Origin of the sequence: Streptomyces sp. NBC_01283, assembly GCF_041435335.1 — a bacterium.
Taxonomy (GTDB): domain Bacteria; phylum Actinomycetota; class Actinomycetes; order Streptomycetales; family Streptomycetaceae; genus Streptomyces.
In genome coordinates this window covers 7,724,666-7,747,024 of the sequence record NZ_CP108430.1, presented here as the reverse complement: position 1 = coordinate 7,747,024, position 22,359 = coordinate 7,724,666, and the positions used below count along the sequence as shown (strand labels likewise).

Annotated in this window: 25 protein-coding genes and 1 pseudogene; 9 read left to right on the top strand and 17 right to left on the bottom strand. The window is 72.3% G+C overall.

Annotated features, from left to right (window positions below; all coding sequences use genetic code 11):
• Positions 1-5: 5 nt before the first annotated feature.
• Positions 6-318, bottom strand: a pseudogene (locus tag OG302_RS35210) (hypothetical protein).
• 219 nt (positions 319-537) lie between these two features.
• On the opposite strand from OG302_RS35210, the gene OG302_RS35205 reads away from it, so the two are divergent.
• Both OG302_RS35205 and OG302_RS35200 read left to right on the top strand, forming a co-directional pair.
• Positions 538-1,113, top strand: a complete 576-nt coding sequence (locus OG302_RS35205) for a TerD family protein (protein WP_361843358.1) — start codon at positions 538-540, stop codon at positions 1,111-1,113.
• A 136-nt stretch (positions 1,114-1,249) separates the two neighbouring features.
• Complete coding sequence (locus tag OG302_RS35200) at positions 1,250-1,654, top strand: CoA-binding protein (RefSeq protein WP_361843361.1); 405 nt, start codon at positions 1,250-1,252, stop codon at positions 1,652-1,654.
• Positions 1,655-2,141: 487 nt separating this feature from the next.
• On the opposite strand, the gene OG302_RS35195 is transcribed toward OG302_RS35200, so the two are convergent.
• Positions 2,142-2,990 carry an ABC transporter permease gene (locus tag OG302_RS35195; RefSeq protein WP_371530453.1) on the bottom strand — a complete coding sequence of 283 codons (849 nt, stop codon included), beginning with the start codon at positions 2,988-2,990 and terminating at the stop codon, positions 2,142-2,144.
• Complete coding sequence (locus tag OG302_RS35190) at positions 2,987-3,880, bottom strand: ABC transporter ATP-binding protein (RefSeq protein ID WP_371750331.1); 894 nt, start codon at positions 3,878-3,880, stop codon at positions 2,987-2,989. Before OG302_RS35190 ends, OG302_RS35195 begins: the two co-directional genes overlap by 4 nt.
• Before the next feature lie 244 nt (positions 3,881-4,124).
• On the opposite strand from OG302_RS35190, the gene OG302_RS35185 reads away from it, so the two are divergent.
• Positions 4,125-5,039 (top strand): helix-turn-helix domain-containing protein, encoded by a 915-nt coding sequence (locus tag OG302_RS35185; protein WP_371530452.1) that lies wholly within the window; start codon positions 4,125-4,127, stop codon positions 5,037-5,039.
• Positions 5,040-5,390: 351 nt separating this feature from the next.
• Here the strand turns inward: OG302_RS35185 and OG302_RS35180 are convergent, their stop codons facing one another.
• The 4 genes from OG302_RS35180 to OG302_RS35165 all read right to left on the bottom strand — a co-directional run bounded on the left by OG302_RS35180 (position 5,391) and on the right by OG302_RS35165 (position 8,116).
• Positions 5,391-5,984: a sigma-70 family RNA polymerase sigma factor gene (locus OG302_RS35180; protein WP_371530451.1), complete on the bottom strand. Its 594-nt coding sequence runs from the start codon at positions 5,982-5,984 to the stop codon at positions 5,391-5,393.
• Positions 5,985-6,157: 173 nt separating this feature from the next.
• Positions 6,158-6,916 (bottom strand): hypothetical protein, encoded by a 759-nt coding sequence (locus tag OG302_RS35175; RefSeq protein ID WP_371530450.1) that lies wholly within the window; start codon positions 6,914-6,916, stop codon positions 6,158-6,160.
• A gap of 151 nt (positions 6,917-7,067) precedes the next feature.
• On the bottom strand, positions 7,068-7,886 hold the full coding sequence (locus OG302_RS35170; protein ID WP_371530449.1) for a DJ-1/PfpI family protein: 819 nt from the start codon (positions 7,884-7,886) through the stop codon (positions 7,068-7,070).
• The gene (locus tag OG302_RS35165) at positions 7,883-8,116 is read right to left on the bottom strand and encodes a hypothetical protein (protein ID WP_371530448.1); all 234 of its coding nucleotides are present in this window, start codon (positions 8,114-8,116) and stop codon (positions 7,883-7,885) included. The genes OG302_RS35170 and OG302_RS35165 overlap by 4 nt, the downstream gene beginning before the upstream one ends.
• A 158-nt stretch (positions 8,117-8,274) precedes the next feature.
• On the opposite strand from OG302_RS35165, the gene OG302_RS35160 reads away from it, so the two are divergent.
• Positions 8,275-9,264, top strand: a complete 990-nt coding sequence (locus OG302_RS35160) for an erythromycin esterase family protein (RefSeq protein WP_371530447.1) — start codon at positions 8,275-8,277, stop codon at positions 9,262-9,264.
• Here OG302_RS35160 and OG302_RS35155 read toward each other — a convergent pair.
• The 4 genes from OG302_RS35155 to OG302_RS35140 all read right to left on the bottom strand — a co-directional run bounded on the left by OG302_RS35155 (position 9,230) and on the right by OG302_RS35140 (position 11,721).
• Positions 9,230-9,868, bottom strand: a complete 639-nt coding sequence (locus OG302_RS35155) for a DedA family protein (RefSeq protein WP_371530446.1) — start codon at positions 9,866-9,868, stop codon at positions 9,230-9,232. The two genes, OG302_RS35160 and OG302_RS35155, sit on opposite strands and share 35 nt — an antisense overlap.
• The gene (locus OG302_RS35150) at positions 9,861-10,661 is read right to left on the bottom strand and encodes a lysophospholipid acyltransferase family protein (protein WP_371530445.1); all 801 of its coding nucleotides are present in this window, start codon (positions 10,659-10,661) and stop codon (positions 9,861-9,863) included. Before OG302_RS35150 ends, OG302_RS35155 begins: the two co-directional genes overlap by 8 nt.
• Positions 10,662-10,675: 14 nt before the next feature.
• The gene (locus OG302_RS35145) at positions 10,676-11,473 is read right to left on the bottom strand and encodes a GNAT family N-acetyltransferase (protein WP_371530444.1); all 798 of its coding nucleotides are present in this window, start codon (positions 11,471-11,473) and stop codon (positions 10,676-10,678) included.
• Positions 11,474-11,574: 101 nt separating this feature from the next.
• Complete coding sequence (locus OG302_RS35140) at positions 11,575-11,721, bottom strand: hypothetical protein (protein WP_371530443.1); 147 nt, start codon at positions 11,719-11,721, stop codon at positions 11,575-11,577.
• 248 nt (positions 11,722-11,969) lie between these two features.
• Here OG302_RS35140 and OG302_RS35135 point away from each other — a divergent pair, with 248 nt between their 5' ends.
• The 3 genes from OG302_RS35135 to OG302_RS35125 all read left to right on the top strand — a co-directional run bounded on the left by OG302_RS35135 (position 11,970) and on the right by OG302_RS35125 (position 15,598).
• A complete protein-coding gene (locus OG302_RS35135; protein WP_371530442.1) occupies positions 11,970-12,626 on the top strand; it encodes a response regulator in 657 nt (218 codons plus the stop codon).
• Positions 12,627-12,720: 94 nt separating this feature from the next.
• A complete protein-coding gene (locus OG302_RS35130) occupies positions 12,721-14,259 on the top strand; it encodes a sensor histidine kinase (protein WP_371530441.1) in 1,539 nt (512 codons plus the stop codon).
• A 121-nt stretch (positions 14,260-14,380) separates the two neighbouring features.
• The gene (locus OG302_RS35125) at positions 14,381-15,598 is read left to right on the top strand and encodes a CaiB/BaiF CoA transferase family protein (RefSeq protein ID WP_371530440.1); all 1,218 of its coding nucleotides are present in this window, start codon (positions 14,381-14,383) and stop codon (positions 15,596-15,598) included.
• 47 nt (positions 15,599-15,645) lie between these two features.
• On the opposite strand, the gene OG302_RS35120 is transcribed toward OG302_RS35125, so the two are convergent.
• Complete coding sequence (locus OG302_RS35120) at positions 15,646-16,203, bottom strand: YbaK/EbsC family protein (protein WP_371530439.1); 558 nt, start codon at positions 16,201-16,203, stop codon at positions 15,646-15,648.
• A 29-nt stretch (positions 16,204-16,232) separates the two neighbouring features.
• Entirely contained in the window at positions 16,233-16,817 is a 585-nt protein-coding gene (locus tag OG302_RS35115) for a helix-turn-helix domain-containing protein (protein WP_371530438.1), read from the bottom strand.
• Positions 16,818-16,911: 94 nt separating this feature from the next.
• Between OG302_RS35115 and OG302_RS35110 the strand changes: the two genes are divergently transcribed.
• Complete coding sequence (locus OG302_RS35110) at positions 16,912-17,775, top strand: EamA family transporter (protein ID WP_371530437.1); 864 nt, start codon at positions 16,912-16,914, stop codon at positions 17,773-17,775.
• A gap of 16 nt (positions 17,776-17,791) precedes the next feature.
• Here the strand turns inward: OG302_RS35110 and OG302_RS35105 are convergent, their stop codons facing one another.
• Entirely contained in the window at positions 17,792-18,565 is a 774-nt protein-coding gene (locus OG302_RS35105) for a DapH/DapD/GlmU-related protein (RefSeq protein ID WP_371530436.1), read from the bottom strand.
• 133 nt (positions 18,566-18,698) lie between these two features.
• Here OG302_RS35105 and OG302_RS35100 point away from each other — a divergent pair, with 133 nt between their 5' ends.
• Positions 18,699-19,229, top strand: a complete 531-nt coding sequence (locus OG302_RS35100) for a gamma carbonic anhydrase family protein (RefSeq protein WP_371530435.1) — start codon at positions 18,699-18,701, stop codon at positions 19,227-19,229.
• 2 nt (positions 19,230-19,231) lie between these two features.
• On the opposite strand, the gene OG302_RS35095 is transcribed toward OG302_RS35100, so the two are convergent.
• The 3 genes from OG302_RS35095 to OG302_RS35085 all read right to left on the bottom strand — a co-directional run bounded on the left by OG302_RS35095 (position 19,232) and on the right by OG302_RS35085 (position 22,292).
• The gene (locus OG302_RS35095; RefSeq protein WP_371530434.1) at positions 19,232-19,912 is read right to left on the bottom strand and encodes a DedA family protein; all 681 of its coding nucleotides are present in this window, start codon (positions 19,910-19,912) and stop codon (positions 19,232-19,234) included.
• Between the two features lie 82 nt (positions 19,913-19,994).
• A complete protein-coding gene (locus OG302_RS35090; protein ID WP_371530433.1) occupies positions 19,995-21,629 on the bottom strand; it encodes a carboxylesterase/lipase family protein in 1,635 nt (544 codons plus the stop codon).
• A gap of 210 nt (positions 21,630-21,839) precedes the next feature.
• The gene (locus tag OG302_RS35085) at positions 21,840-22,292 is read right to left on the bottom strand and encodes a DUF4442 domain-containing protein (RefSeq protein WP_361843415.1); all 453 of its coding nucleotides are present in this window, start codon (positions 22,290-22,292) and stop codon (positions 21,840-21,842) included.
• Between the last annotated feature and the right edge of the window lie 67 nt (positions 22,293-22,359).

Sequence of the window (22,359 nt, the reverse complement as noted above, 5' to 3'; positions counted from 1 at the left end):
GGGCGTCAGGCCTCTCGCGGGGCGGGCGGGGCCACTTGAGGGTGCCGCCCGCCCCCGAGGAGCCCGCGCGGCATCCGCTCGTCGTCGGGCGACAGCGTGGTGACGAAGCCGGCGAGCACGGCCCCGCGGTCACTCTCGCCGTCGAGCACCTTGCGCATCCGCAGCGCGGCGAGGCCCGCCGACACGTTCCCGCACCCAGGCCGCGCCCACCGGGCCGGGCGCGCCGTGCAGCGCCGTGAGCACCTGCGCCTCCAACTCGCCCTGCGCGCGCCGCCGGAGGCTGGGCTGCTGCCGCGCTGCGCGTTCATGCCGCTCCACGCCCGCACCCCTCCTGCCGTGACGGCTCTCGCGACCGCACTCCCGACGGCGCTGTTGACGGCGCCCTTGACGGCTCATCGAGGAGCGCCACATCGTAACGGGACGCGGTAGCGGGGGGACGCCACCCCAGCGACCATCATTTCTACAGTGCTGTAGATTTTACGTTCCGGTCCTGACCACGGCCGGTACGCATTCACCTCAGGACTTCAGGAGGACATCGTGGGAGTTTCCCTGGCCAAGGGCGGCAATGTCTCGCTCAGCAAGGAGGCCCCCGGCCTCACCGCCGTCCTGGTCGGCCTGGGCTGGGACGTCCGCACGACCACCGGCACGGACTACGACCTGGACGCCAGCGCACTGCTCTGCGACGACTCGGGGAAGGTCGTGTCCGACCAGCACTTCATCTTCTACAACCAGCTCAAGAGCCCCGACGGCTCGGTCGAGCACACCGGCGACAACCTCACGGGTGAGGGCGAGGGCGACGACGAGGCCGTGAAGGTGAACCTCGCCGCGGTCCCGGCCACGATCACGAAGATCGTCTTCCCGGTGTCCATCCACGACGCCGAGAACCGCGGCCAGAGCTTCGGCCAGGTCCGCAACGCCTTCATCCGCGTGGTCAACCAGGCCGACAACGCGGAGATCGCCCGCTACGACCTCTCCGAGGACGCCTCCACCGAGACCGCCATGGTCTTCGGCGAGCTCTACCGGCACGGCACGGAGTGGAAATTCCGCGCGGTCGGCCAGGGTTATGCGAGTGGGCTGCGCGGCATCGCGTCGGACTTCGGCGTCAACGTCTGACGTACGAGCTGACGTCCGTGTCTGACATACGTGTCTGACATACGTGTCTGACATACGTGTCTGACCTACGTGTCTGACGTACCGGTCCGACACGGACGCGCAGTCATCCGACCACCGGCGGCAGAAGGAGCGGGACGTGTACGGCGATCCGGCAACAGTGCGCAAGATCCTGACGGAACTCGGGGACACCTGGGCGGTCGTGGGCCTGTCCACGAACGAGGAGCGAGCGGCGTACGGGGTCGCGGGCGTCCTGCAGCGCTACGGAAAGCGGATCGTCCCGATCCACCCGAAGGCGGAGACGGTGCACGGCGAGAAGGGCTATCCGTCCCTCTCCGCCGTGCCCTTCAAGATCGACGTCGTCGACGTCTTCCTCAACAGCGCCCTCGCGGGCCAGGCCGCCGAGGAAGCCGTCGCGATCGGGGCGCAGGCGGTGTGGTTCCAGCTCGGCGTCATCGACGAGGCGGCGTTCGAGCGGACGCGGGCCGCGGGCCTGGACATGGTGATGGACCGCTGCCCGGCGATCGAACTCCCCATGCTGTGACGCTCCGCCGGTAGCGGCTCTCGCCCTGCGGGCCGGGGGCTCCATCCCGCGGGCCCGGATGGAGCCCCCGGGGCCCGATGGGCGTCCACTTGGCCCGGTTGCACGTCCCCCTCGGCCCGGGGGACGACCGGCGGGCGCGAGTGAAGTGCCTGCGGCCCGGCGGGGAAACCCCCACGGCCCGTTGGACGACCTGCGGGCCCGGTGGGGGCTGGTCGCGCGGTTCCTCGCGCCCCTTACGGGGCAGCCCGTCACACAAACCCCGCGCCTTGACGGCATCCGTCACCCACACACCCGCACCCCGGCAGGACCCTTCACCCCAGCTCCCGCACACCCCTGACAGGAACCCGTCGAGCAAGCCTCGCGCCCCGTGGCGGGGTCCGTCGAGACCCCCGCGTGCCTTGACGAGAACCCTCCGCCCAAGCCCCCCACCCCCCCTTGACCGCCACCGTCGCCCAGCACCGCACCCCCTGGCCAAACCCGCGGCACCTCACCCCACCCTCTGCAACGCCCTCTCCCGGCGTCGTGCCACGTGGGAGCCCGACTCTCTGCGGGCCATGCGGCGCAGTACCGTCGGGGCCACCAGCAGGCCCAGTGCGGCCCAGAATCCCAGGGCGCCGGCCGTCTCCCAGTGTCGCCAGGAGGCGGCGATCTCGATGGTGGCCGCGTGGTCCGGCAGGAGGGCCGAGCGCATGCCCAGGCCGAGCCAGTAGATGGGGAACGCCTGGGCGACCCATTGCAGCCAGTCCGGCAGGGCGGTGACCGGGTAGAAGATGCCGGAGATCGCGATCATGCCGAGGACCGGCAGCTGGATCAGGCCCTGGCTGCGCGCGCTGGTGAACACCGAGCCCAGGATCGCCCCGATGGGCAGCGTCGCGATCAGCCCGAGGACGAGCACCCAGGTCAGCGTCAGCCAGGAGCCGGGGCCGCCGATCGCGAGACCCCCGACGATCAGCATCCCGGGGATCAGCAGGATCGCGAGGTCGGCCAGCAGACCGCCGGCCACGGAGACGACCTTGCCGATCAGATAGCCCGGCATCCCGTTCGGCGTGGCCTTGGCGCGCAGCAGGGTGCCGTCCTCGCGTTCGGCGGTGAGCGCCTGGCTCATGCTCACCATGCCCATCGCCGCGTTCATGCCGAGGATGCTCGGCAGGGCCAGGGTGCCGAGCAGGAGTCCGCTCGTGCCGAACGCCGTGTCCCTCATGAAGAACATGACGGTCAGCATCAGCACCGGCCAGAGCAGGTGCGAGAGCACATCGCCGCCGTTGGTGAACGACTGCCGCAGTTCGATCAGGCCACGGCTCCAACCCGCCCTGACCGCAACGCTCGTCGCGTTCACCGGGCCACCACCGGCGCCTCCGCGGGCTGGATCGCGGTCCCGTTGCCCGCGGCCTCGCCCTGGCGGCGTACCAGTGCCAGGTAGGTGTCCTCCAACGAGGCCCTGCGGACCTCCAGTTCGTCCACGGCGTCGCCGTACTCGAGGAACAACGCGCGGACGAACGCCGTCGATTCCGGCGTCGACCTCACGAAACGCTGTCCACCGCACGTCCAGCGGACCTCGTCCTCCCCAGCGATCCGCCGCGCCAGGCCGTCCGGCGAACCGTCGGCGATGATCCGTCCCCCGGAGAGGATCATGATGCGGTCGGCGAGCTTGCCCGCCTCGTCCAGGTCGTGCGTGGTGAGCAGGATCGTGGTCTCGTGATCGGCGGCGAGCCGGTGGACGAGGTCGTGGAACTCCTGCCGGGCCTCCGGATCGAAGCCCGCGGTCGGCTCGTCCAGGAACAGCACTTCGGGGCGGCCCACGATGCCGATCGCCACGTCCAGCCTGCGCCGCTGTCCGCCGGACAACGTCTTGATCTTCTTGCCCGCGTGCGCGGTCAGGCCGACCGCGGCCATGAGTTCGTCGGTGTCCCACGGTCGCCGGATCGCGCCGGTGGAGTAGGGCGCGTAGTACGTCCCGAGGTGCGCGAGCAGCTCCCGCACCCGCCACTTGCCATGGTCGCGCCAGGACTGCAGGACGACCCCGATCCGCGCACGCCATGCCTCGGTGCCGAGCGCCGGGTCCGTTCCGAGCACCTGGACCCGGCCCGCCGAGCGCATGCGGAACCCTTCCATGATCTCGATGGTGGTGCTCTTGCCCGCCCCGTTCGGCCCGAGCAGGGCGAGCACCTCGCCGTGCCGCGCCCGGAACGTCACGTCACGCAGCACCTCGGCCGTGCCGTAGCGCATGCGCAGCCCCTCGACATCGAGCACGACGTCCTCGCTCGTCGTCGTCACTTCGCCTCCTCCCCGTATCCCTTCAGATCCCCCTGAGGTCTCTTCAGATATCGGCGAAGTTACGTTGCGTTCAATTCCCCTTCAATGGATAACTGGACGGACGGGTACTCCCGTTGGGGTATTTGGCCGCTTCATTGCAATGGACTTGCCGATGAACGCAAACCGTTGAACCCGAGGAGAAGGGAGGCCGACGCTCATGCCAGGGGGCAGGCTGACCCACCAGGACCGCCGGCACATCGGCGCGGGCCTCGCCGAGGGGCTCGGGTACGCCGAGATCGCCCGGCGCATCGACAGGCCGACATCGACCGTAAGCCGCGAGGTGTCGCGCAACGGCGGGCCCGAGGGATACCGCGTCGACCACGCCCACCTCGCCACCGAACGGCGCGCCCGCCGGCGCAGGCGGCTGCCGCGCCGGGATCCGGCCACCCCTCGCGACGACGCGTACGGACGCGACCCCGCTGCCGTACGCGACTTCGCCGAGGAGCTCGCGGCGCTCATGGTCAGGACCGGGGTGCCCCGCATGGCCGCGCGGGTGCTCGCCCGCCTGATCACGGACGACTCCGGAAGTCTCACCGCCGCCGACCTGGTCCAGCGGCTGCGGGTCAGCGCCGCGTCGGTGTCCCTGGCCGTCGGCTATCTGGAGAGCCTTGAGGTCATTCGGCGCGTACGGGAGCCGGGACACCGTCGCCAGCGGTACGTCATCGACGACGACGTATGGCTCCAGGCCTGGCTGACGAGCGCTCGGAAGCACGCGATGTGGGCGGAGACCGCGCAGCGAGGCGTCGATGTCCTCGACGCGGCGACGCCTGCCGGGGCCCGGCTCGCCCAGATGAGCCAGTTCTTCGCGACCCTGAGCGACGACATGAACGGCGAGATGGGCGGCGAGATGAGCAGCGGCCCGAGCGGCGACCCGGGCGGTGGCTCCGGAGCCGTCGACGACGCGTTGACCGTGCTGGCCGCGCTGCGCCACGTGGGCGCCCCTCTCCCGGCGGACCGGCTCGCGACCGCGCTGGGCTGGCCCGCGGACCGCGTGGCCGACGCCCTGGGCCGTGCCGGGCCGGAGCGTCTGACTCCGGCCCAGCTCGCGGCCTTGGGGCGCCCCGCCCCGTAACCCCTACGGGATGTCCGCGCGGAACTTCTTCGTCAGGTCCGCGACCCGGATCACATCACCCGAGTGGTACTTGAGCCCCCAGGCGTCGATCACCGAACCGTCGGCGAACATGCAGGCGGCGATGGCTTCGAGGGGTCGGTCTCGCCCTTCTCGGCCCAGCCTCCGCCGTCCGTGGCCTTCCCTTCGGGCCGTATATGGCCGTTCCGTTGATGGACTCGCAGTAGCCCACCAGCAGGCCGTGGACGAGGTGCGGGCGGCGCACGCGGAGCTGGCCGCCCGCGCCGGCTGACGGCCGCCCGGCAGCAAGCCGGACGGCCGGGCAGAAGAGCGGCCGAGCGGCCGGTCAGCGCGTCAGGCAGCGGCGCCCACCGGCGCCGGGCGTTCGGCCTCCCGCAGCCGCTCCATCAGAGCGATGCGGGCCCGCGCCACCCGCGAGCGGACCGTGCCCACCGGACAGCCGGTGAGCAGCGCGGCCTCCGCATAGGGCAGCCCGAGGAGCTGGGTGAGGACGAAGGCCTCACGCCGTTCGTCGGGCAGCGTCGCCAGCAGGTCGGCGAGGACCACGCCGTCGTCGAAGCCCGGCAGACCCCTCGGCTGGGCCCGCTCCGCGGCCGACTGCCAGTCGTCCGTGTCGCAGAGGCGGGGCCTGGCCGCAGCGTGCCGCAGGCTGTCGATCACCGCGCGCCGGGCGATGGACAGCAGCCACGTTCGGGCGGACGAGCGCCCTTCGAAACGGTGCAGGCTGCCGAGAGCCCGCAGGAACGTGTCCTGCGTCAGGTCGTCGGCGGCCTGCGGGTCGCCGCCGAGGTACGTCACGTACCGGCGGACGTCCCGGTGCAGGGCGCGTACGAAATGCTCGACCGCTTCGGGGTCCCCGGCGCGGGCGGCGAGCGCCCAGGCCGTTATCGACTCGTCGGGTGAGCTGGGCAGGGCAGGAATGATCACCTGGTGTCCTTCTCGCGAATCCGGAGATCCGGGCCCCGGACGCACCTGCGTACGCAGGTGCGTCCGGCGGGTCCGGTGAGGGGGGTACGGCCGCACACGAGTGCGTACGGCCGATGCCCGAGCCGTCGGGACGCGCGACGTGGCGCACGGGAACGGCGTCGGGGAACCAGCTGTCAGGCGACAGCGGTCCCGGCGGGCGGACCCCGAGAAGTGATGGCGTGCACGAGGAGCAACTGCCGCGGCCGGCCCGCCGAACGGTGGCGGTGGGGCCGGATGCGGGGCCGGTGCGCGGGCGTGGGCAACGCGAGAGGCACTCGCAGCGGGGCGACGAGCCACCCGGCGAAGGCACGCGCGACGCGGAAGGCCGCGCGTTCGCCGTGCGCGAGCCAGAGGCCGCAGAGGAGCGCGGCGAGAAGGTGGGCGGCGAGCATGCCGGTCGGCGACATGCCGCCCATGTCGTGGCCGCCGCCCATGTGATCCATGTGCTCCATGGAGGAGGCCATCGACGACGTGGGCATGGCGGGCACGGGAGTTGCTCCCGACCCGGGCGCCGGCGCCGACATGGCCGAACCCTGGCCCCTCCCCATGGCCCCCATGGAGTCGGGGCCCATGGGTGCGGCGCAGAGCATGTGCCGCACCCAGCGCCGCACCAGCGGCACCCCGCCCGCGGGCCGCGCGGCGGCCTGGGCCAGGGAGAACCCCGAGTGCAGGGCGGCCTGGGCGGCCACCGCGAGGGAGACGACCAGGGGCAGTCCCCGCTCGCGCCCGGCCAGCAGCCACGCCGTGCCGCCGACGCCGGCGGCTCCGGCGCCCAGCGTCCACCAGGGCAGCGGAGTCCCCGACATCAGCACGTGGCCCAGGGCAGCGAGCAGCACACAGGCGGCCGCGAACACCGCAGCCCGTACCGCGCGAGAACACCACCCAGCAGTCATGGCGGGGCCATCCTTGCATTCGCGCCACTCGTTTCACGGACGGGTACGCGAAATGCACCCGGCCCGCTCAGCCCCACCGGACATGTGAGCCACGGCACATCGGCCCGCAGGAACTGGACGGCCCGCCACCCCGACCCCTGAGGGGGGAGAACTAGCGCGCGGAGTCCGCGAGCAGCTTCAGTGCCAGGGCCTCCGTCTCCGCGTCGGCCTTCTCGGGACTGCCCGTGTCGTACGGCGGGTCCGGGTCGTACTCGACGGCCAGCTGCATCGCCATGGCGACCTTCTCGTCGGCGAGGCGGGACGCGAGGTGCAGGCCCATGTCGATGCCCGCGGAGACACCCGCCGCCGTGATGATCTTCCCTGCCTCGACGAAGCGGCCCGGGGTGTAGACGGCGCCGACCTTCTCCAGGTACGGGCGCGACGCCCAGTAGGTGGTGGCCGGGAGTCCCCGGAGCAGGCCCGCCGAGCCCAGGATCAGGGAGCCGGTGCAGACCGAGGTGGTCCACGTGGAGTGGCGGTGGATGCGGCGGATCCACCGGTGGGCGTCGGCGTCCTCCATCATGGCCGTGACCCCGCGGTCGCCGCCGCCGGGCACCAGCAGTACGTCGGCCCGGGTGATGTCACGCGTGGCCCGTTCGGCCACCAGCGCCAGTTCGCCGGTGTCGGTACGGACCGGTCCCTCCTTCCGGGCGACCGTCGTCACGCGGACGCCCGGCACGCGGCAGAGCACTTCGTGCGGCCCGACGGCGTCGAGGGCGGTGAATCCGTCGTAGAGCAACAGGGCGACACTCAGCGAACTCGCGTCCCCCTCGCCCCGCCCGGGGTCCCGCCCGGGAGCGTCACGGTCCGCCGGGTACGCCGAGTGGTCCGAGGCTGCGGCGAGTCCGGCCGCGCCCAGCGTCCCGGCCACCGCGCCCCGCAGCAGGCGGCGACGGCCCGCGCCGATCCCGGTCTCTCCGGACCCGTTCATCGGCCGCCTCCGGAATGCATGCCGCCCATGTCGCCGCCGGAGTGCATGTCCTCCATGTCGCCGCCGGGATCCTTGTTGGTGTCCAACTCCGTCTCCGTCTCCGTCTCGGTGCGCTGCGTGCCGGGTGCGGCCGGTCCGACGGCCGCACCCACGGCGTACGACACCGCGAAGATCACCGCCAGCAACGCGAGGAACCCGCAGAGCAGGGGCAGTTGGGTGCGATCGCTCATGGCCGCTCTCCTGACACTCGTGAACCGACACTCGTGAACGCCACGGCGCGGAACCGTCGCGCCCGCGCCGGTTCAGGAGTCGGCCGTGGAGGGGCCCGAGTTCCCGTGACGCACGCCGCACTTGACCTCAATCACGCTTCAGGTACGAGCCTTCGCACATGAACCGGACATCAGAAGCAACCACCGAAGCAGTCACCGAAGCGGCAGCCGACTGGCTGGACCGGCACGCTCACCCCCTCGATGCATCCGATCCCCTCGGCGAGTTGGAGGATCTGCGCCCGCTCGCCGGCGCGGTGGCGGGTGCCGAGATCGTCGCGCTCGGCGTGGGGTCCCGCGCCACGCGTGAACTGTCCGTCCTCCAGCACCGGATGCTGCGGTTCCTGGTCGAGGAGCAGGGGTTCCGTTCGCTCGTCCTCGAAGGGGAGGACCCGGCACGGCTCGGCCTCGACGCGTACGTCCTGACCGGGGCGGGCGACCCCGAAGCCCTGCTCTCCGAAGCCCGCTCCTTCCTGCGGACCCAGGAAATCCTCGGCGTGCTGCGCTGGCTGCGCGCCCACAACGAACGCAACCCCCACGACCCCGTCCAACTGGCCGCGCTCCCCATGCGGTCGCTGCCGCCCGGCGGCGGTCTCGCGGAGATCGAGCGGGCCCTGGCCGACGACACGATCCGGTGGTACGAGCGCACCCGGCAGAAGACCGTCTACTGGGGCGGCCTCACCCACACGGCGGTCGGCAACCCCCGGACGGTGTCCTCGCCCGCTCCTCAGACACACCGCAACGCGGGCGGTTACCTGCGTGAACACTTCGGCGACGGCTACGCCTCCATCGGGCTGACCTTCCACCACGGCACTGAGTACCCGGTGCCGCCGGCGGACTTCGCCGAAGCGATGCTCGGCGCGACCGACCTGCCCGCGTACTTCCTGGACCTGCGCGACCTGCGCGACCTGCGCGCGGGGCGCCCCGCATCCGTCGACGCCTGGCTCGGTGCCCCCGCAAGGACCCGGCTCGTGGGCCCCTTCTACGACGCCCGCGAGGACGCGGACCACCACCTGTCGGGCGGTTCCCTCGCGGAGTGGTTCGACGCCGTGGTGCACGTCCGCGAGGTGACGCCGGTCAGAGCTCTGACGGACACCGTCCGCCGGGGGTGACCTGGCGTACGCGCAGTCTGCGGACCGACTCGACTCCGGCGACGACCACCAGCGCCAGGACGAAGGCGAGCCCGAGCCCCTTCACCGGCTCGTCGCCGAAGCTCGCCCCGCCGACCAGCCCGACGGCGGTACTGCTGACCGCCCAGAGGCCCGCCCCCGCCGCGTCCAGGGCGACGAAACGGCGGAAGGGGAAGCCCAGGCTGCCGGTGGACAGGCCGGCCACCACGCGACCGCCGGGCAGGAAGCGCCCGGCGACCACCAGGGCCACGGCGTGCCGTTCGACCATCCCGCGGCCCCACTCGTAGCGCCGTCTGCCCCGCTCGCCCCGCATCAGGCGGGCCACCGCCCGTGGTCCGAGCCACCGCCCCACGCCGTGGCCGAGACAGTCGCCGCACAGCGCGCCCGCCGTCGCGACGGCGGCGAGCAGGGCGAGGCGAGGGAGTTCGGGGCCGATGAGCACGGCCACCATCACGACGGTCGTCTCGCTCGGCATCAGGGGCAGCAGCGCGTCCAGGGCGGCCACGAGGAAGACGATCAGCCAGAGCAAGGGCGAGTCGAGTCCGGCCTGGAGCAGGACGGCCAGGCGGCCGAGCGGCTCAGACATGCGCGGGCATCTCATGGGCCCCGACCGCCGCTTGGGCCGCGGCGGCCAGCTCGCGGCGGTCCGAGCCACGCAGCGGGGCGTGCGGGGTGACCCGCACGGCCAGTTCCCGGGCGCGGGCCACGCGGTGCAGCGACGCCCCGAAGGTCTCGTCGCCGAGGAAGGCGGCCGTGGTGCTGCGGACGCCGTGCCGGTAGTAGCGGATGGTGACCGGGCGTACGGGCGCGCCCGCGTCGGCCGCCGCCTGGAAGGTGGCACGCCGGAAGCGGCCACCGGCCACGGAACACCAGGTCGTGGCCTGCGGGAAGACGAGGACGGAACGGCCCGAGCGCAGGGTCGACGCCAACTCGGCCACCACCCGCGGGAGTTGGCGCAGCCCGTCGCGGTCGATGAACTGGGACCCGGCTCGCCGGGCGAGCCCGCCGACGACCGGCCACCGGCCCACCTCCCGCTTGGCGAGGACTGTCACCGGTTCGACGGCGAGCAGGCTGACGACGTCGAGCCAGGAGATGTGATTGGCGACGATCAGGGTGCCGGGGCTGCCGGGGCGGGCACCGGTCACCGTCAGCCGCTCCGGCCCCGCCTCAAGGCGTACGCCCAGCGCGCCCAGGATGCCCCGGGCCCGCGTTCGCAGCGCGCGCGGTTCGGCGAGCCGCTCACCCTGAGCCACGCTGACACCGATCTCGTACGCCAACGCGGCGTACCTGCGGGCCAGTTCGCCCGGTGGGACCTCCGGCGCCGAGCGGGTGACGCAGGCCGGGGTGCATAGCGCTGCCGGGGCCGCCGCGGAACTCATGGCGTGTCCCCGGCTCATTGCGTGTCCCCGAGGAAGTAGCGGCGGTAGCGGTCGCCGAGCCGGTCCATGTCGAGGAGGACGAAGAAGTCGGCCACGTCGAACTCGGGGTCGTGCGTGGGCGCCCCGCACATCCAGGCGCCGAGGCGGAGATACCCCCTCAGGAGCGGCGGCAGATCGGCGTAGGAGGGCCGCTCGACCGGCGGCTCGGTGGGCACCCAGGGGCGCCGGGGCTGCACCCGCAGCTCGGGCGGCGACGCATGCTTGGACGTGCCGAGCAGCCAGGCGCTGGACGCCGCCCTGCCGCCGTCGGACAGCGGCACCGAGGCACAGCCCGCGAGGTAACGGTGGCCGGAGAGCAGGACGTAGCGGGCGAGCGCCGACCACATCAGGTTGATCACCGCACCGGAGCGGTGGTCGGGGTGCACGCAGGAGCGGCCCGTCTCGATCGTGGCGGACCGCAGCTCCGCCAGCGAGCGCAGGTCGAACTCGCTGTCGGAGTAGGACCGCTCGGCCCGGCCGGGCGGGAGCAGGCGGTAGGTGCCGACGACCTCACCGGTGGAGGTGTCCGTGACGATCAAGTGGTCCACGAGGTCGTCGAAGGCGTCCACGTCGTGGCCGGGCAGGGAGGTGTGGAGCGTGGCGCCCATCTCCTCGCCGAAGACGCGGTACCGCAGCCGCTGGGCGGCGCGGATCTGCTCCTCGGAGTCGGCGATGGAGGTGACGTACAAGCTTGAGACAGCGGGACTGGAGACGGTGGGGGCGGAGGACGTCGAAGAGGTGGACGTCAGAGGGGAAGCGGGTGTCGAGGGCATGACAGATCCGGTCTCCGTTCGGGGAGGGACGGTCGTGAGACGGTCATGGGCTGAGGAGGGCCGAGGAGGGCTGAGGAGCGCGGAGGAGAACTCAGGAGGTCTCAGGCGTCGCGGCGCCCGAGAATCGCCGTGGCCAGGGTCGGGGAGGCGGCCGTCCGTGCCGCGAGGAGCAGCAGCACGAACAGCACGGTGCTGGCCCCGGCTGAACTGCGCACGATGGCCGCGAGGCCGATGGTCAGGACACTCATGAGCATCAGATGAACGGCGATCGCAAACACCCGGCCCGCCCCTTGTACGAAGTCGGCCCGACGCGGGGTGCTCCGGGCGTGAGCATCGCCCCCACCTCCTCCAAGTCCTTCTCGGTGCCCGCGCCTTCGGTGGCACGGGCGGTGACAAGAGCGACGCTACGAAGCGGTGCGGGCGGGGGCAGGGGACCTTGGTCAGCGCCTGCCCCCGACTTTCGTAAGGGCCCTGGCGGCCGGGGTAGCGTGCTCGCATGATCCGAGTGCTGCTTGCCGACGACGAGGCGATGATCAGGGCCGGGGTGCGGGCGATCCTCGGCACCGCCGAAGGCATCGAGGTCGTCGCCGAGGCGGCCGACGGGCGCGAGGCGATCGATCTGGCGCTCGGGCACCGCCCCGACGTCTGTCTCCTCGACATCCGGATGCCCCGGCTCGACGGCCTCCAGGCGGCGGCCGAGCTGCACAAAGTGGCCCCCGGCACGGCGGTGGCGATGCTCACCACGTTCTCCGAGGACGAGTACATCGCGAGCGCGCTCGGCTCGGGAGCGGCCGGATTCCTCCTCAAGTCCGGCAATCCGCGCGAGCTGATCGCCGGGGTGCAGGCCGTCGCCGAGGGCGGCGCGTACCTCTCCCCGTCGATCGCGCGGCGCGTCATCTCCCACCTCGGCGCGGGGCAGCTCGGCAAGCAGGCCACCGCGCGGGCCCGCACCGACGAACTGACGGCGCGCGAGCGCGAGGTGCTCGCGCTGGTCGGGGCCGGTCTGTCGAACGCGGAGATCGCCGGGCGGCTGCACGTCGTCGAGGGCACGGTGAAGGCGTACGTCAGCCAGGTCCTGGCCCGCCTCGGCTTCAAGAACCGGGTGCAGGCCGCGATCCTCGCGTACGAGGCAGGACTCGTCGGCGGGGAGTGAGCTCCCCAGGACGCGCCACGGAGGCAAGCGCTCCCGGGAGACCCCCTACTTTCGTGGGGCGCGCGGGCCGGGCGTGATCGGCGATGCTGGGCCGATGCGCGGCATACACGGCTGGCTTCCCCGGCTCTTCGACATCGGGCTGTGGCTCGTGGTGTGCGCGCCACCGGTCTCGCTCGCCCTCGGCCTCGACGGACGTGACGCGGTCGTGGCGGCCGTGGGGGTCCCGCTGCTCGGGGGCGCCGTGGCGTTCAGCAGGCGGTGGCCGCTCGTCGCGCTCGCCGTGCCCGTGGCCCTGAGCCTGATGACGGACCCGGAGATGCTGACGCCCGTGTACTGGGCGGCCCTCGCCGTCTTCGGGTACCTCGCCGGCAGCCGTACGGTGGCAGTGCGCCCCGCGCTGTGGTTCTTCGGGGCGGCCGCCGTGGCCGGGCTAGTGCTCTGCGCGTTCGTGTCGAACGATCTGTGGGGCTGGCCCACGATGCTCCTGACGCTGCTCATCGGCGTGGTGCTGCCCTGGCTGCTCGGCCGGTACCGCCGTCAGTACGCCGACCTCATGGCCAACGGCTGGCGGCTCGCCGAGCGCATGGAGCACGAGCAGCAGGCCGTCGCCGACCGCACCCGGATCCGTGAACGGGCCAGGATCGCGGGCGACATGCACGATTCGCTCGGCCACGACCTGACGCTCATCGCCGTCCGGGCGGCCGTCCTCGAGGTCGATCCCACCCTCGACGCCCGCCAGCAGGCGGCCGTCGGCGAGCTGCGCGAGGCGGCGGGCGCGGCGACCGAACGGCTCCGGGAGATCATCGGCGTGCTCCGGGCCGACGACGAGGTGCCGCCACGCGCGCCGTCGGAGGAGAGCGCGGACGCCGTGGTCGAACGCGCGCGGGCCTCCGGCGTCGAGGTCACGCTCGAACGGTCGGGGGCCACGGAGAACCTGCCGCCGATGGTCGGGCTCGCCGTCCACCGCGTGCTCCAGGAGTCCCTGACGAACGCCGCCAAGCACGCGCCCGGAGCGGCGGTCCGGGTCCGCCTCACTCGGGACGGCGACACGCTGCGCCTGACGGTGGTGAACGACCCGGCGCCGGCGGGCCGCCTGCCCGGAGTGGCATCGGGCGGCAGCGGACTCGTGGGCCTCGACGAACGGGTGCGCCTTGCGGGCGGCACGCTGCGCGCGGCCCCCACGGACGACGGGGGCTTCGAGGTGAGCGCCGAACTCCCCGCGGCGGGGGCCGCCCCGCGCGCCGTCGGCACACCCCGGCCGACCACGTCCGCCCGTGAACTGGAGCAGGCCAGGCGGCAGATCAGACGGCGGCTCGCCCAGGCGGTCCTGGCCCCGCTCGCGGTCCTCGCCGGAATCCTGCTGCTCATGATCCCCCTCAGCCTGATCAGTTCCGTCTTCTCGGTCCTCGACCGGGAGGTGTACGAGGGCCTGACGGCCGGTGAGCCGCGCGACGAGGTGGAGTCCCGGCTGCCGGACTTCACCCGGGACGGCCCGCCGGACGGCGCGCCCGCGACGCCGCGCGGCCAGGACTGCGCGTACTACAGCACGCGCTTCATGTCGGCCGACGGCTACCGCCTCTGCTTCGCCGGCGGGCGGCTCGTGTCCAAGTCGGTCGTGGGCGAGGGCGACTGACGGACGGCACCCACCGGTCGGCGCGGGCCCCGCGGTCCGTGCCACCGTGCAGACTCGGACTCGGAATCGGATCCAGACTCAAGCAGCACCCGCGGAACGAAGAAAGAAACGAAAGGCAGTCATGGCGACGACGCACCACGAACCGGCCGGTCAGCTCCCCCTGGAGGGCATCACCGTCGTCAGCCTGGAGCAGGCCGTCGCCGCTCCCTTCGCCACCCGCCAGCTCGCCGACCTCGGCGCCCGCGTGATCAAGGTCGAGCGCCCCGGGGGCGGCGACTTCGCCCGGCGCTACGACACCACGGTGCACGGCCAGGCCAGCTACTTCGTCTGGCTCAACCGCTCCAAGGAGTCCCTCACCCTGGACCTCAAGTCCGCGGAAGGCAGGGAGATCCTGCACGAACTCCTCGCGGGCGCCGACGTGTTCGTGCAGAACCTCGCCCCCGGAGCCGCCGACCGCCTGGGCCTGGGCGCGGACGAACTCCAGGCCCGCTACCCCTCGTTGATCCCGTGCACCGTCAGCGGGTACGGCACCAGCGGCTCCTGGGCCGAGCGGAAAGCGTACGACCTGCTCGTGCAGTGCCAGACCGGGCTGCTCTCGCTGACCGGCACACCCGACGAGGCGGTGCGGGCGGGGATCTCGGTCGCGGACATCGCGGGCGGGATGTACGCCTACAGCGGCATCCTCACCTCGCTCCTCACCCGGGCGACCACCGGGCGCGCACCGGCCGTCGAGGTGTCCCTCTTCGACGCGCTCGCCGAGTGGATGAGCCAGCCCGCGTACTACACGCGCTACGGCGGCACGCAGCCGCCGCGCGTCGGCGCCCGGCACGCGACGGTGGCACCGTACGGCCCGTTCACCGCGTCCGACGGCAAGGACGTCCTGCTGTCCGTGCAGAACGAACGCGAGTGGGCCGCTCTGTGCGAACAGGTCATCGGGCGGCCCGAGTTGACCGGCGATCCACGGTTCGCCACCGGCTCGGACCGGGTCGCGCACCGCGACGAACTCGACGCGATCATCTCGGCACGCTTCGCCGGACTCGGCAGCGACGAGGCGATGGAGCTGCTCGATCGCGCCAACATCGCCAACGCGGGCGTCAATTCGGTCGCCGAGTTCCTCGACCACCCCGCGCTCACCGAACGCGACCGCTGGCGGCAGGTCGCGATTCCGGGCGCCCCGTCCCCCGTGCAGGCGCTGGTGCCGCCCGCGAACCTGAAGGGCGTGGCCCCGCGCATGGATCCGGTGCCGGCCGCGGGCGAGCACACCGAGCGGATCCTGGGCGAGCTGGGGCGCGGGCCCGACGACATCGCCCGGCTGCGTGAGGGAGGGGTCTGCGGGTGAGCGGGGCCTGAACCCGTCCGGGTCGGGCGACCGGAGCCCCGCCCGCGTCAGGCGGCGCCGAGCCCTTCGAGCACCACCGCGTTCGGCAGCTCGGCGAACGCCTTGCCGGGCACGATGAGCTTGCCCCGGCGGCTGCCGCTGCCGACCAGGGCGTACGGCAGGTCGACGACGGCGGCGTCCACGAGCAGCGGCCAGTCGGCGGGCAGGCCGATCGGGGTGATGCCGCCGTACTCCATGCCGGTCTCGCCGGTGGCCGTGTCCATCGGCGCGAACGAGGCCTTGCGGGCGCCGAGTCGGCGGCGCACGACGCCGTTCACGTCGACGCGGGTCGTGGAGAGGACCAGGCACGCGGCGAACGAGGTCTCGCCGCCGCGCTTGCCCGCGACGACTACGCAGTTCGCGGACCGCTCAAGGATGTCCTGGCCGTAGTGCTCCACGAAGGTGGTGGTGTCGGCCCACGCCGGGTCGGTGTCGACGTGCAGGACCTGCTCGGCGGGTACGGTCCCGCTCCATCCGCGCACGGCGTCGGCGACGGGCGCGACCAGCAGGCCGAGGGCCTCGGGCGCGGGGCGGACGTCGTCGAAATCTCCCATGGGTGCACGCATGGCCGCACGCTAACAGGCCGCGGAAGGCGTCAGTACGACGAGGCGTGGGCCGGCGGCACCGACACCGACATGGTCATCTCGACCGGCTCGGCACCCTTGTTGTGATAGCCGTGCCCCACGTTCGCCTCGAACGACGCCGCCGATCCGGCGGGCACGAGATGCTCCACGCCGTCCACGACGAGCGTCAGTTCGCCCGCCGACACGTGCAGCAGCTCCATCGTCCCCGGCGGGTGCGCGTCCGAGTCGCTGCCGTCCCCGGGCATCAGCTTCCACGCCCACAGCTCGAAGGGCCCGCGCGCCTCGGTCCCGACCAGGAGGGTCGTACTGCTGCCCGCCTCCGTGGACCACATGCGCACCGCCTGCTCCGGCGGCACGAGCCGGACGTGCGAGCCCTGCTCGTAGTCGAGGAGCGTGGTGATGCTGATGCCCAGGGCGTCGGCGAGCTTCACCGTGATGCCGACGCTGGGGTTGGTCCTGGCCTGCTCGATCTGGATGATCATGCCGCGGCTGACGCCCGCGCGGGCCGCGAGCGCATCGAGCGTGAAGCCCCGTTCCGAACGCCATCGCTTCAGGTTGCGGGCGAGCGACTGCGTGAGCTGATCAAGGTCAGACACATTCCATCCAATATTTTGAATGACAGAGTTTACGATACTGAACTACGGTGTGGTGCACCTAAAGGTTCACCACACTGTACTGCGAGGATCTTCGATGACAGCACTGTTCGCTCTGGCCACCAGCCTGATGTACGGCCTTGCCGACTTCGGCGGCGGACTGCTGACCCGACGCATCCCCGCGCTCACCGTCGTCGTCGCCTCGCAGACCATCGCCGTGCTCGTCCTCGGGGTCATCGTCGTCGCCACCGGCGGCTGGACCGAGTGGGGGCCGCAGCTGTGGTTCGCGGTGGCCGCGGGCCTGCTCGGGCCGGTGGCGATGCTCGCCTTCTACAAGGCCCTGGCCATCGGTCCGATGAGCGTGGTCTCACCGCTCGCCTCCGTGGGCGTCGTCGTGCCGGTGGCGGTGGGGCTCTTCCTGGGCGAGCGGCCGGGAGTCCCGCAGTTCGCCGGTCTCACGGTCGCCATCGTGGGCATCGTGCTCGCGGGCGGCCCCGAGCTGCGCGGCGCTCCCGTGCAGCGGCAGGCGGTCCTGCTCACGCTGCTCGCGGCCTTCGGCTTCGGCGCGGTACTCGCCCTCATCTCCGAGGCGTCGAGCAACCTCACCGGGCTGTTCCTCGCGCTGTTCGTGCAGCGCGTGACGAACGTGGCGGCGGGCGGGGCCGCGCTGTTCGTCTCAGTGAAGCGGGGCGGCCCCGCACTCCCCGAGGGCACGGGCATGGGGCTCATCCGGGCGGCTCTCCCGGCGCTCGCCTTCGTCGGCCTGGCCGATGTCGCGGCCAACGGCACGTACTCCCTGGCCGCCCAGAACGGCCCGGTCACCCTGGCCGCCGTGCTCTCCTCGACCTACCCGGTGATCACCGCGCTCGCGGCACGTGCGGTGCTGAAGGAACGGCTGCGGGGCGTGCAGGCGGCGGGCGCGGGGCTCGCGCTGGTGGGCACGGTGCTGCTGGCCAGCTGACCGGAGCCGCCCCGCGTCAGACCTGCTCGCCCAGGTCGAGATCGTCCAGGTCGAGATCGCCCAACTCACCCAGGGCGATCAACTGTTCCGGCGTGACCCCGTCAGGAATAGGCACCGGCGCGGGCGTCCGCAGCGGCGGCTGCCACCCCTTGTCCGCGTCCCACGTGCGCACGACGCGGGCAGGGGCTCCCGCCACCACGGCATGGTCGGGCACGGAGCCCCGCACGACCGCGCCCGCGGCCACCACGACGTTGCGCCCGATCCGCGCCCCCGGCAGGATCACGGCGTTCGTGCCGATCCAGCAGCCCGGCCCGATCTCGACGGGCTCCATGCGCGGCCACTGCTTGCCGATGGGCGTGTGCGGATCGTCGTACGAGTGGTTCGTGGACGTCACGTACACCGTGGGCCCGAAGTAGCAGTCGTCGCCGATCGTCACCGTGGTGTCGGCGATGACATGGCTGCCGCGGCCGAGCACGACGCCGTTGCCGATGCGCAGGATCGGGTCGGGGCCGAGGTCGAGGTCGGGCATCATCCCGGCGGTGAGGGTGACCTGCTCGCCGATGATGCAGTGGTCGCCGATCCGGATCCACGGCTCACCGAAGACGGTCCCCTGCGGGAACGCGAGCTTCGTGTGGTCGCCGAGCGCACCGAACCGCAGCCGCCCCGGCCGCTGCGCGGTGACGGCGCCCGTCCGCTGCACCCAGGCCCAGCCCGCGTGCACGGCGCGCTGGGTCGCGCGGCGCCGCCAGTCGGCGACCGCGGATGAGAACGTGTTCCTGTTCTTCGGCACGCGCTCACGTTACTCAGCCCCGCGCCGCCCGGCAGGCCCGGCCCCCTGTGATCTTCACCCCACAGGGCGGCGGACCCACCCCCGTCCCGTACGGTTCCGCCAGGCGCGCGTCACGTACGAATGGAGAAATCCGATGGGCCACGAGGCACTCATCACCGGGATCGGCGGCAAGGACCCGAAGATCGATCAGGACGCCTTCACCGCGCCCACCTCGGTCGTCATCGGCGAGGTGACGCTGCACGCGGGCGCGAGCGCCTGGTACGGGGCGGTGCTCCGCGCGGACGGCGGGCCGATCGTCGTCGGCGCCGACAGCAACATCCAGGACAACTGCAGCCTCCACGTCGACCTGGGGTTCCCGATGTCCATCGGCGAGCGGGTCTCGGTCGGCCACAACGCCGTCCTGCACGGCTGCACCGTTGAGGACGACTGCCTGATCGGCATGGGCGCGACGGTCCTCAACGGCGCGGTGATCGGCGCCGGTTCGCTGGTCGCGGCGCAGGCGCTGGTTCCGCAGGGGATGGTCGTGCCGCCTGGTTCACTCGTCGCGGGCGTGCCCGCCAAGGTGCGCCGCCCGCTCACCGACGAGGAGCGGGCGGGCATCACCCTCAACGGCACGATGTACGTCGAGCTGGCGAAGGCCCACCGGGACGCCCACGCCAAGTGACGTCAGTCGGCGGCCGGGACGGAGACCGGATCGGCCGCCGACGGCGCACCGCTCCCGGTTTCCTCCGAGGAGCGGGCCGCCGCCGCCTTCTTGGCGCGGCGCTTGACGAGCAGCATGGAGCCGACGCCGATCAGCACGGCGATGGCCAGGCCGAAGTACGAGAACCGCTTGAGCCAGTCCTCGGCGACGACACCGATGTAGTAGATGACGGCGGTGGTGCCGCCCGCCCAGATGATGCCGCCGAGGACGTTGGCGATGAGGAACTTCCAGTACGGCATGCGCAGCACGCCCGCCAGGGGTCCCGCGAAGATCCGGAGCAGGGCGACGAAACGGCCGAAGAAGACCGCCCACATGCCCCACTTCTGGAACGACTGCTCGGCGCTGCCGACGTTCGCGGCGCTGAAGTGCTTGGGGAACTTCCGTTCCAGCCAGGCCAGGAGCGGCCGGCCGCCCTTGCGTCCGATCGCGTACCCGATGGAGTCGCCGATGATGGCGCCCGCGGTGGCGCAGATCCCCAGGACGACGGGGTTGAGCTCGCCGTGCTGCGAGGAGAGCAGCGCGGCGGACACGAGGACGATCTCACCCGGCAGCGGGATGCCCAGGCTCTCCAGACCGATGACCACGCCCACCAGCGCGTAGATACTGACGGCCGGTACGGTCTCCAGCCATTCCTGGACGTGCAAGGCCGGTTCCTCCTGTGCTGGTGTGTCTGTACCCGGCGTGCGCGCTCCCCCCAGGGCCGCGCACGCCGGGCAGCCTACCCGCTCACCCGGCGTCGGCCGGGGTCGCACCCTCGCGGTCCCAGAGGTCGCACCGGTGCTCGCGCGCCACGGCGGTGCTCAGCTCGTTGCCGCCGGCGGACGCGGTGCGCAGCGAGAGCACCTGGCCGGGCCGCGTCCGCTGGTCGGGCGCGGCGGGCTGACCCTCGGCGCGCGGCGCACCGCCGTGGATGAAGGAGCCCCAGTACTGGACCATCTGCCGGGCCAGGATCCGCTGTTCGGCGTTGAGCGGCGACGCGAGGCCGAAGTGCTTGAAGAGGTACTGCACTTCGTTGACGTGGGTCGCCCCGAAGTCGAACGTCTTTCCCGCGTCGCGGATCGAGGCGAAGGGCGGCGAGGTGCGGTCGGCGAACTCGTAGGCGTAGACGGGCCCGCGGCCCGCGAGCGACCTGTCCATGCGCAGCGCCGAGCAGGCGAACATCTGGTCGCCCTGGGTGGCCGCGTACGCGTGCGTCGGCGAGGCGTGGCCGGAGAGCGGATAGCGCTTGAGGGCCTTCGCCCCGAGCTCCGCGCCGTAGGTCCGGGTGAGCGCGCCCGGGTACTGCGCCTCCGTGAGCGGCTTGCCCTGCCCGTCGAACTGACCGTAGGCGAAGAGCCGTCCTTCGTCGCTGTTCGCGCCGTTCAGGACCGGCACGCGGGATGCGGTCCCGTCGCGGTACGCGTCCTCCGGCTGGGCGGGCAGGAAGTCACCGCCCGCGACCGGACCCCAGTCGAACCCGGTCTGCGCCGCGAGGATCTCCGCCGCGGGTTTCTTCCGCAGGCAGGCGAGGGCGGTGGCCCGGTCCGGGCAGCCCGCCTTCTTCGCGAACGCCGCGCCCTGCGTGAGCGCCTCCGCTCGCTCGCGGGCGGCGCAGTCCCCGTAGGCGCCACTCTGCACGATGCCCGCACGGTAGAGGCCCTTGGCGGTGGGTGAGGCGAGCTGGGTGCAGACGGAGCGGCCACCCGCCGACTCGCCCGCGATGGTGACGCGCTGCCGGTCGCCGCCGAACGAGCCGATGTTGGCGCGCACCCAGCGCAGCGCGGCCTGCTGGTCGAGCATGCCGTAGTTGCCCGAGACGTGGTCGGACGCCTCCTTGTCGAGGCCCTTGCCCGCGAGGAAACCCATGGCGCCGAGGCGGTAGTTGACGGTCACTACCACCGTGCCGGTGCGCCGGGCGAAGGCGTCGGGCACGATGTCCTCCCCCGCGCCCGCGGTGAGCCCGCCGCCGTGCAGCCAGACCATGACGGGACGCGGCTCGCGCTTCCCCTCGGGGACATAGACGTTGAGGTCGAGGCAGTCCTCCGTGTGGCTGGGGTTCTCGTAGCCGGGGTCCCAACTGGCCGTCTGTACACAGCGGTTGCCGAAGGAGGTCGCGCCGCGCACGCCGTGCCAGGACTTGACGGGACGTGGCTCCTTCCAGCGGAGGCCGCCGACGGGCTGCTGTGCGTACGGGATACCGAGGAACTGCCGCCCCTCGGCGGTGGATTCACCGCGCAGCCAGCCCGCATCCGTACGGACGAGCGTGCCGTTGCCGGGAGCGGCCTGCGCGGTGTGCGGGGTGAGCAGGGCCGCGGCGGCGGCCATGACGACGAAGGCGGACGCGCTGCGTCCCGTTCTTCCCGTTCTTCTCCTGCGACTCATGCGGCGACTCCCCTGAACGACGTCGACCCACTGGCGGCGGGAAAACTATGACGGTCACTGACTCGTGTCAATGAGTTGAACAGAAGACCGGTGGGAACGGCGGGAATTCAGGGAGGGGGAACGGCGCCGCGCCGGTCGGGACCCCCGTGACCCGGCCGACGCGACGCCGTGTGTTCAACGAACGTACGGAAGCGAACGCCCGTACGCGACTCAGTTATTGGGGCGCAGCGTCCAGACGACGGTCATCTCGCCGGTCACGGCGCCGTCCTCGCGCTGGATCGCGATCGCCACCGGGAATTCGGGGCGCTGCCCCGCGTCCAGCTCGGCGACGACCTCGGCGGCCGGGCGGCCGAGGGTCGCGGTGGCGGTCACCGGCCCCATGGCGAGCTTCTTGTACGCGATGTCGGCGCGGACGGCGAGGGGCACGGCCCGCGAGAGCTGCTCGCCGAACGCGGCGAGCACGATCGCCCCGCTCGCCGACTCCCCCAGCGTGAACATGGCTCCGGCGTGCGGCCCGCCGACGTGATTGTGGTATTCGCTCTGGTCGGGCAGGGCGACCACGGCCTTCTCGGGCGTGGTCTCACGGAACTCGAGGTTCAGGGTCCGGGCCATCGGCACGGTGGCGGCGAGCATCTCGCCGATCGACATCTGGTCAGCGCTCATGACCGGGATGTTACCCACGAGTAGCGTTCTTGACCAGGAGCGTGCTCGGCGTGGATCGCGGTCACCT

What these genes read in the sequence shown, in the direction of transcription:
- OG302_RS35190 (WP_371750331.1), bottom strand. Translation starts at nt 3,880, where the DNA reads ATGCGCTACGGCACGGCCGAGGTGCTGCGTGACGTGACGTTCCGGGCG.
- OG302_RS35185 (WP_371530452.1), top strand. Translation starts at nt 4,125, where the DNA reads ATGCCAGGGGGCAGGCTGACCCACCAGGACCGCCGGCACATCGGCGCG.
- OG302_RS35175 (WP_371530450.1), bottom strand. Translation starts at nt 6,916, where the DNA reads ATGACTGCTGGGTGGTGTTCTCGCGCGGTACGGGCTGCGGTGTTCGCG.
- OG302_RS35170 (WP_371530449.1), bottom strand. Translation starts at nt 7,886, where the DNA reads ATGAACGGGTCCGGAGAGACCGGGATCGGCGCGGGCCGTCGCCGCCTG.
- OG302_RS35165 (WP_371530448.1), bottom strand. Translation starts at nt 8,116, where the DNA reads ATGAGCGATCGCACCCAACTGCCCCTGCTCTGCGGGTTCCTCGCGTTG.
- OG302_RS35160 (WP_371530447.1), top strand. Translation starts at nt 8,275, where the DNA reads ATGAACCGGACATCAGAAGCAACCACCGAAGCAGTCACCGAAGCGGCA.
- OG302_RS35155 (WP_371530446.1), bottom strand. Translation starts at nt 9,868, where the DNA reads ATGTCTGAGCCGCTCGGCCGCCTGGCCGTCCTGCTCCAGGCCGGACTC.
- OG302_RS35150 (WP_371530445.1), bottom strand. Translation starts at nt 10,661, where the DNA reads ATGAGTTCCGCGGCGGCCCCGGCAGCGCTATGCACCCCGGCCTGCGTC.
- OG302_RS35145 (WP_371530444.1), bottom strand. Translation starts at nt 11,473, where the DNA reads ATGCCCTCGACACCCGCTTCCCCTCTGACGTCCACCTCTTCGACGTCC.
- OG302_RS35140 (WP_371530443.1), bottom strand. Translation starts at nt 11,721, where the DNA reads ATGAGTGTCCTGACCATCGGCCTCGCGGCCATCGTGCGCAGTTCAGCC.
- OG302_RS35135 (WP_371530442.1), top strand. Translation starts at nt 11,970, where the DNA reads ATGATCCGAGTGCTGCTTGCCGACGACGAGGCGATGATCAGGGCCGGG.
- OG302_RS35130 (WP_371530441.1), top strand. Translation starts at nt 12,721, where the DNA reads ATGCGCGGCATACACGGCTGGCTTCCCCGGCTCTTCGACATCGGGCTG.
- OG302_RS35125 (WP_371530440.1), top strand. Translation starts at nt 14,381, where the DNA reads ATGGCGACGACGCACCACGAACCGGCCGGTCAGCTCCCCCTGGAGGGC.
- OG302_RS35120 (WP_371530439.1), bottom strand. Translation starts at nt 16,203, where the DNA reads ATGCGTGCACCCATGGGAGATTTCGACGACGTCCGCCCCGCGCCCGAG.
- OG302_RS35110 (WP_371530437.1), top strand. Translation starts at nt 16,912, where the DNA reads ATGACAGCACTGTTCGCTCTGGCCACCAGCCTGATGTACGGCCTTGCC.
- OG302_RS35100 (WP_371530435.1), top strand. Translation starts at nt 18,699, where the DNA reads ATGGGCCACGAGGCACTCATCACCGGGATCGGCGGCAAGGACCCGAAG.
- OG302_RS35090 (WP_371530433.1), bottom strand. Translation starts at nt 21,629, where the DNA reads ATGAGTCGCAGGAGAAGAACGGGAAGAACGGGACGCAGCGCGTCCGCC.
- OG302_RS35085 (WP_361843415.1), bottom strand. Translation starts at nt 22,292, where the DNA reads ATGAGCGCTGACCAGATGTCGATCGGCGAGATGCTCGCCGCCACCGTG.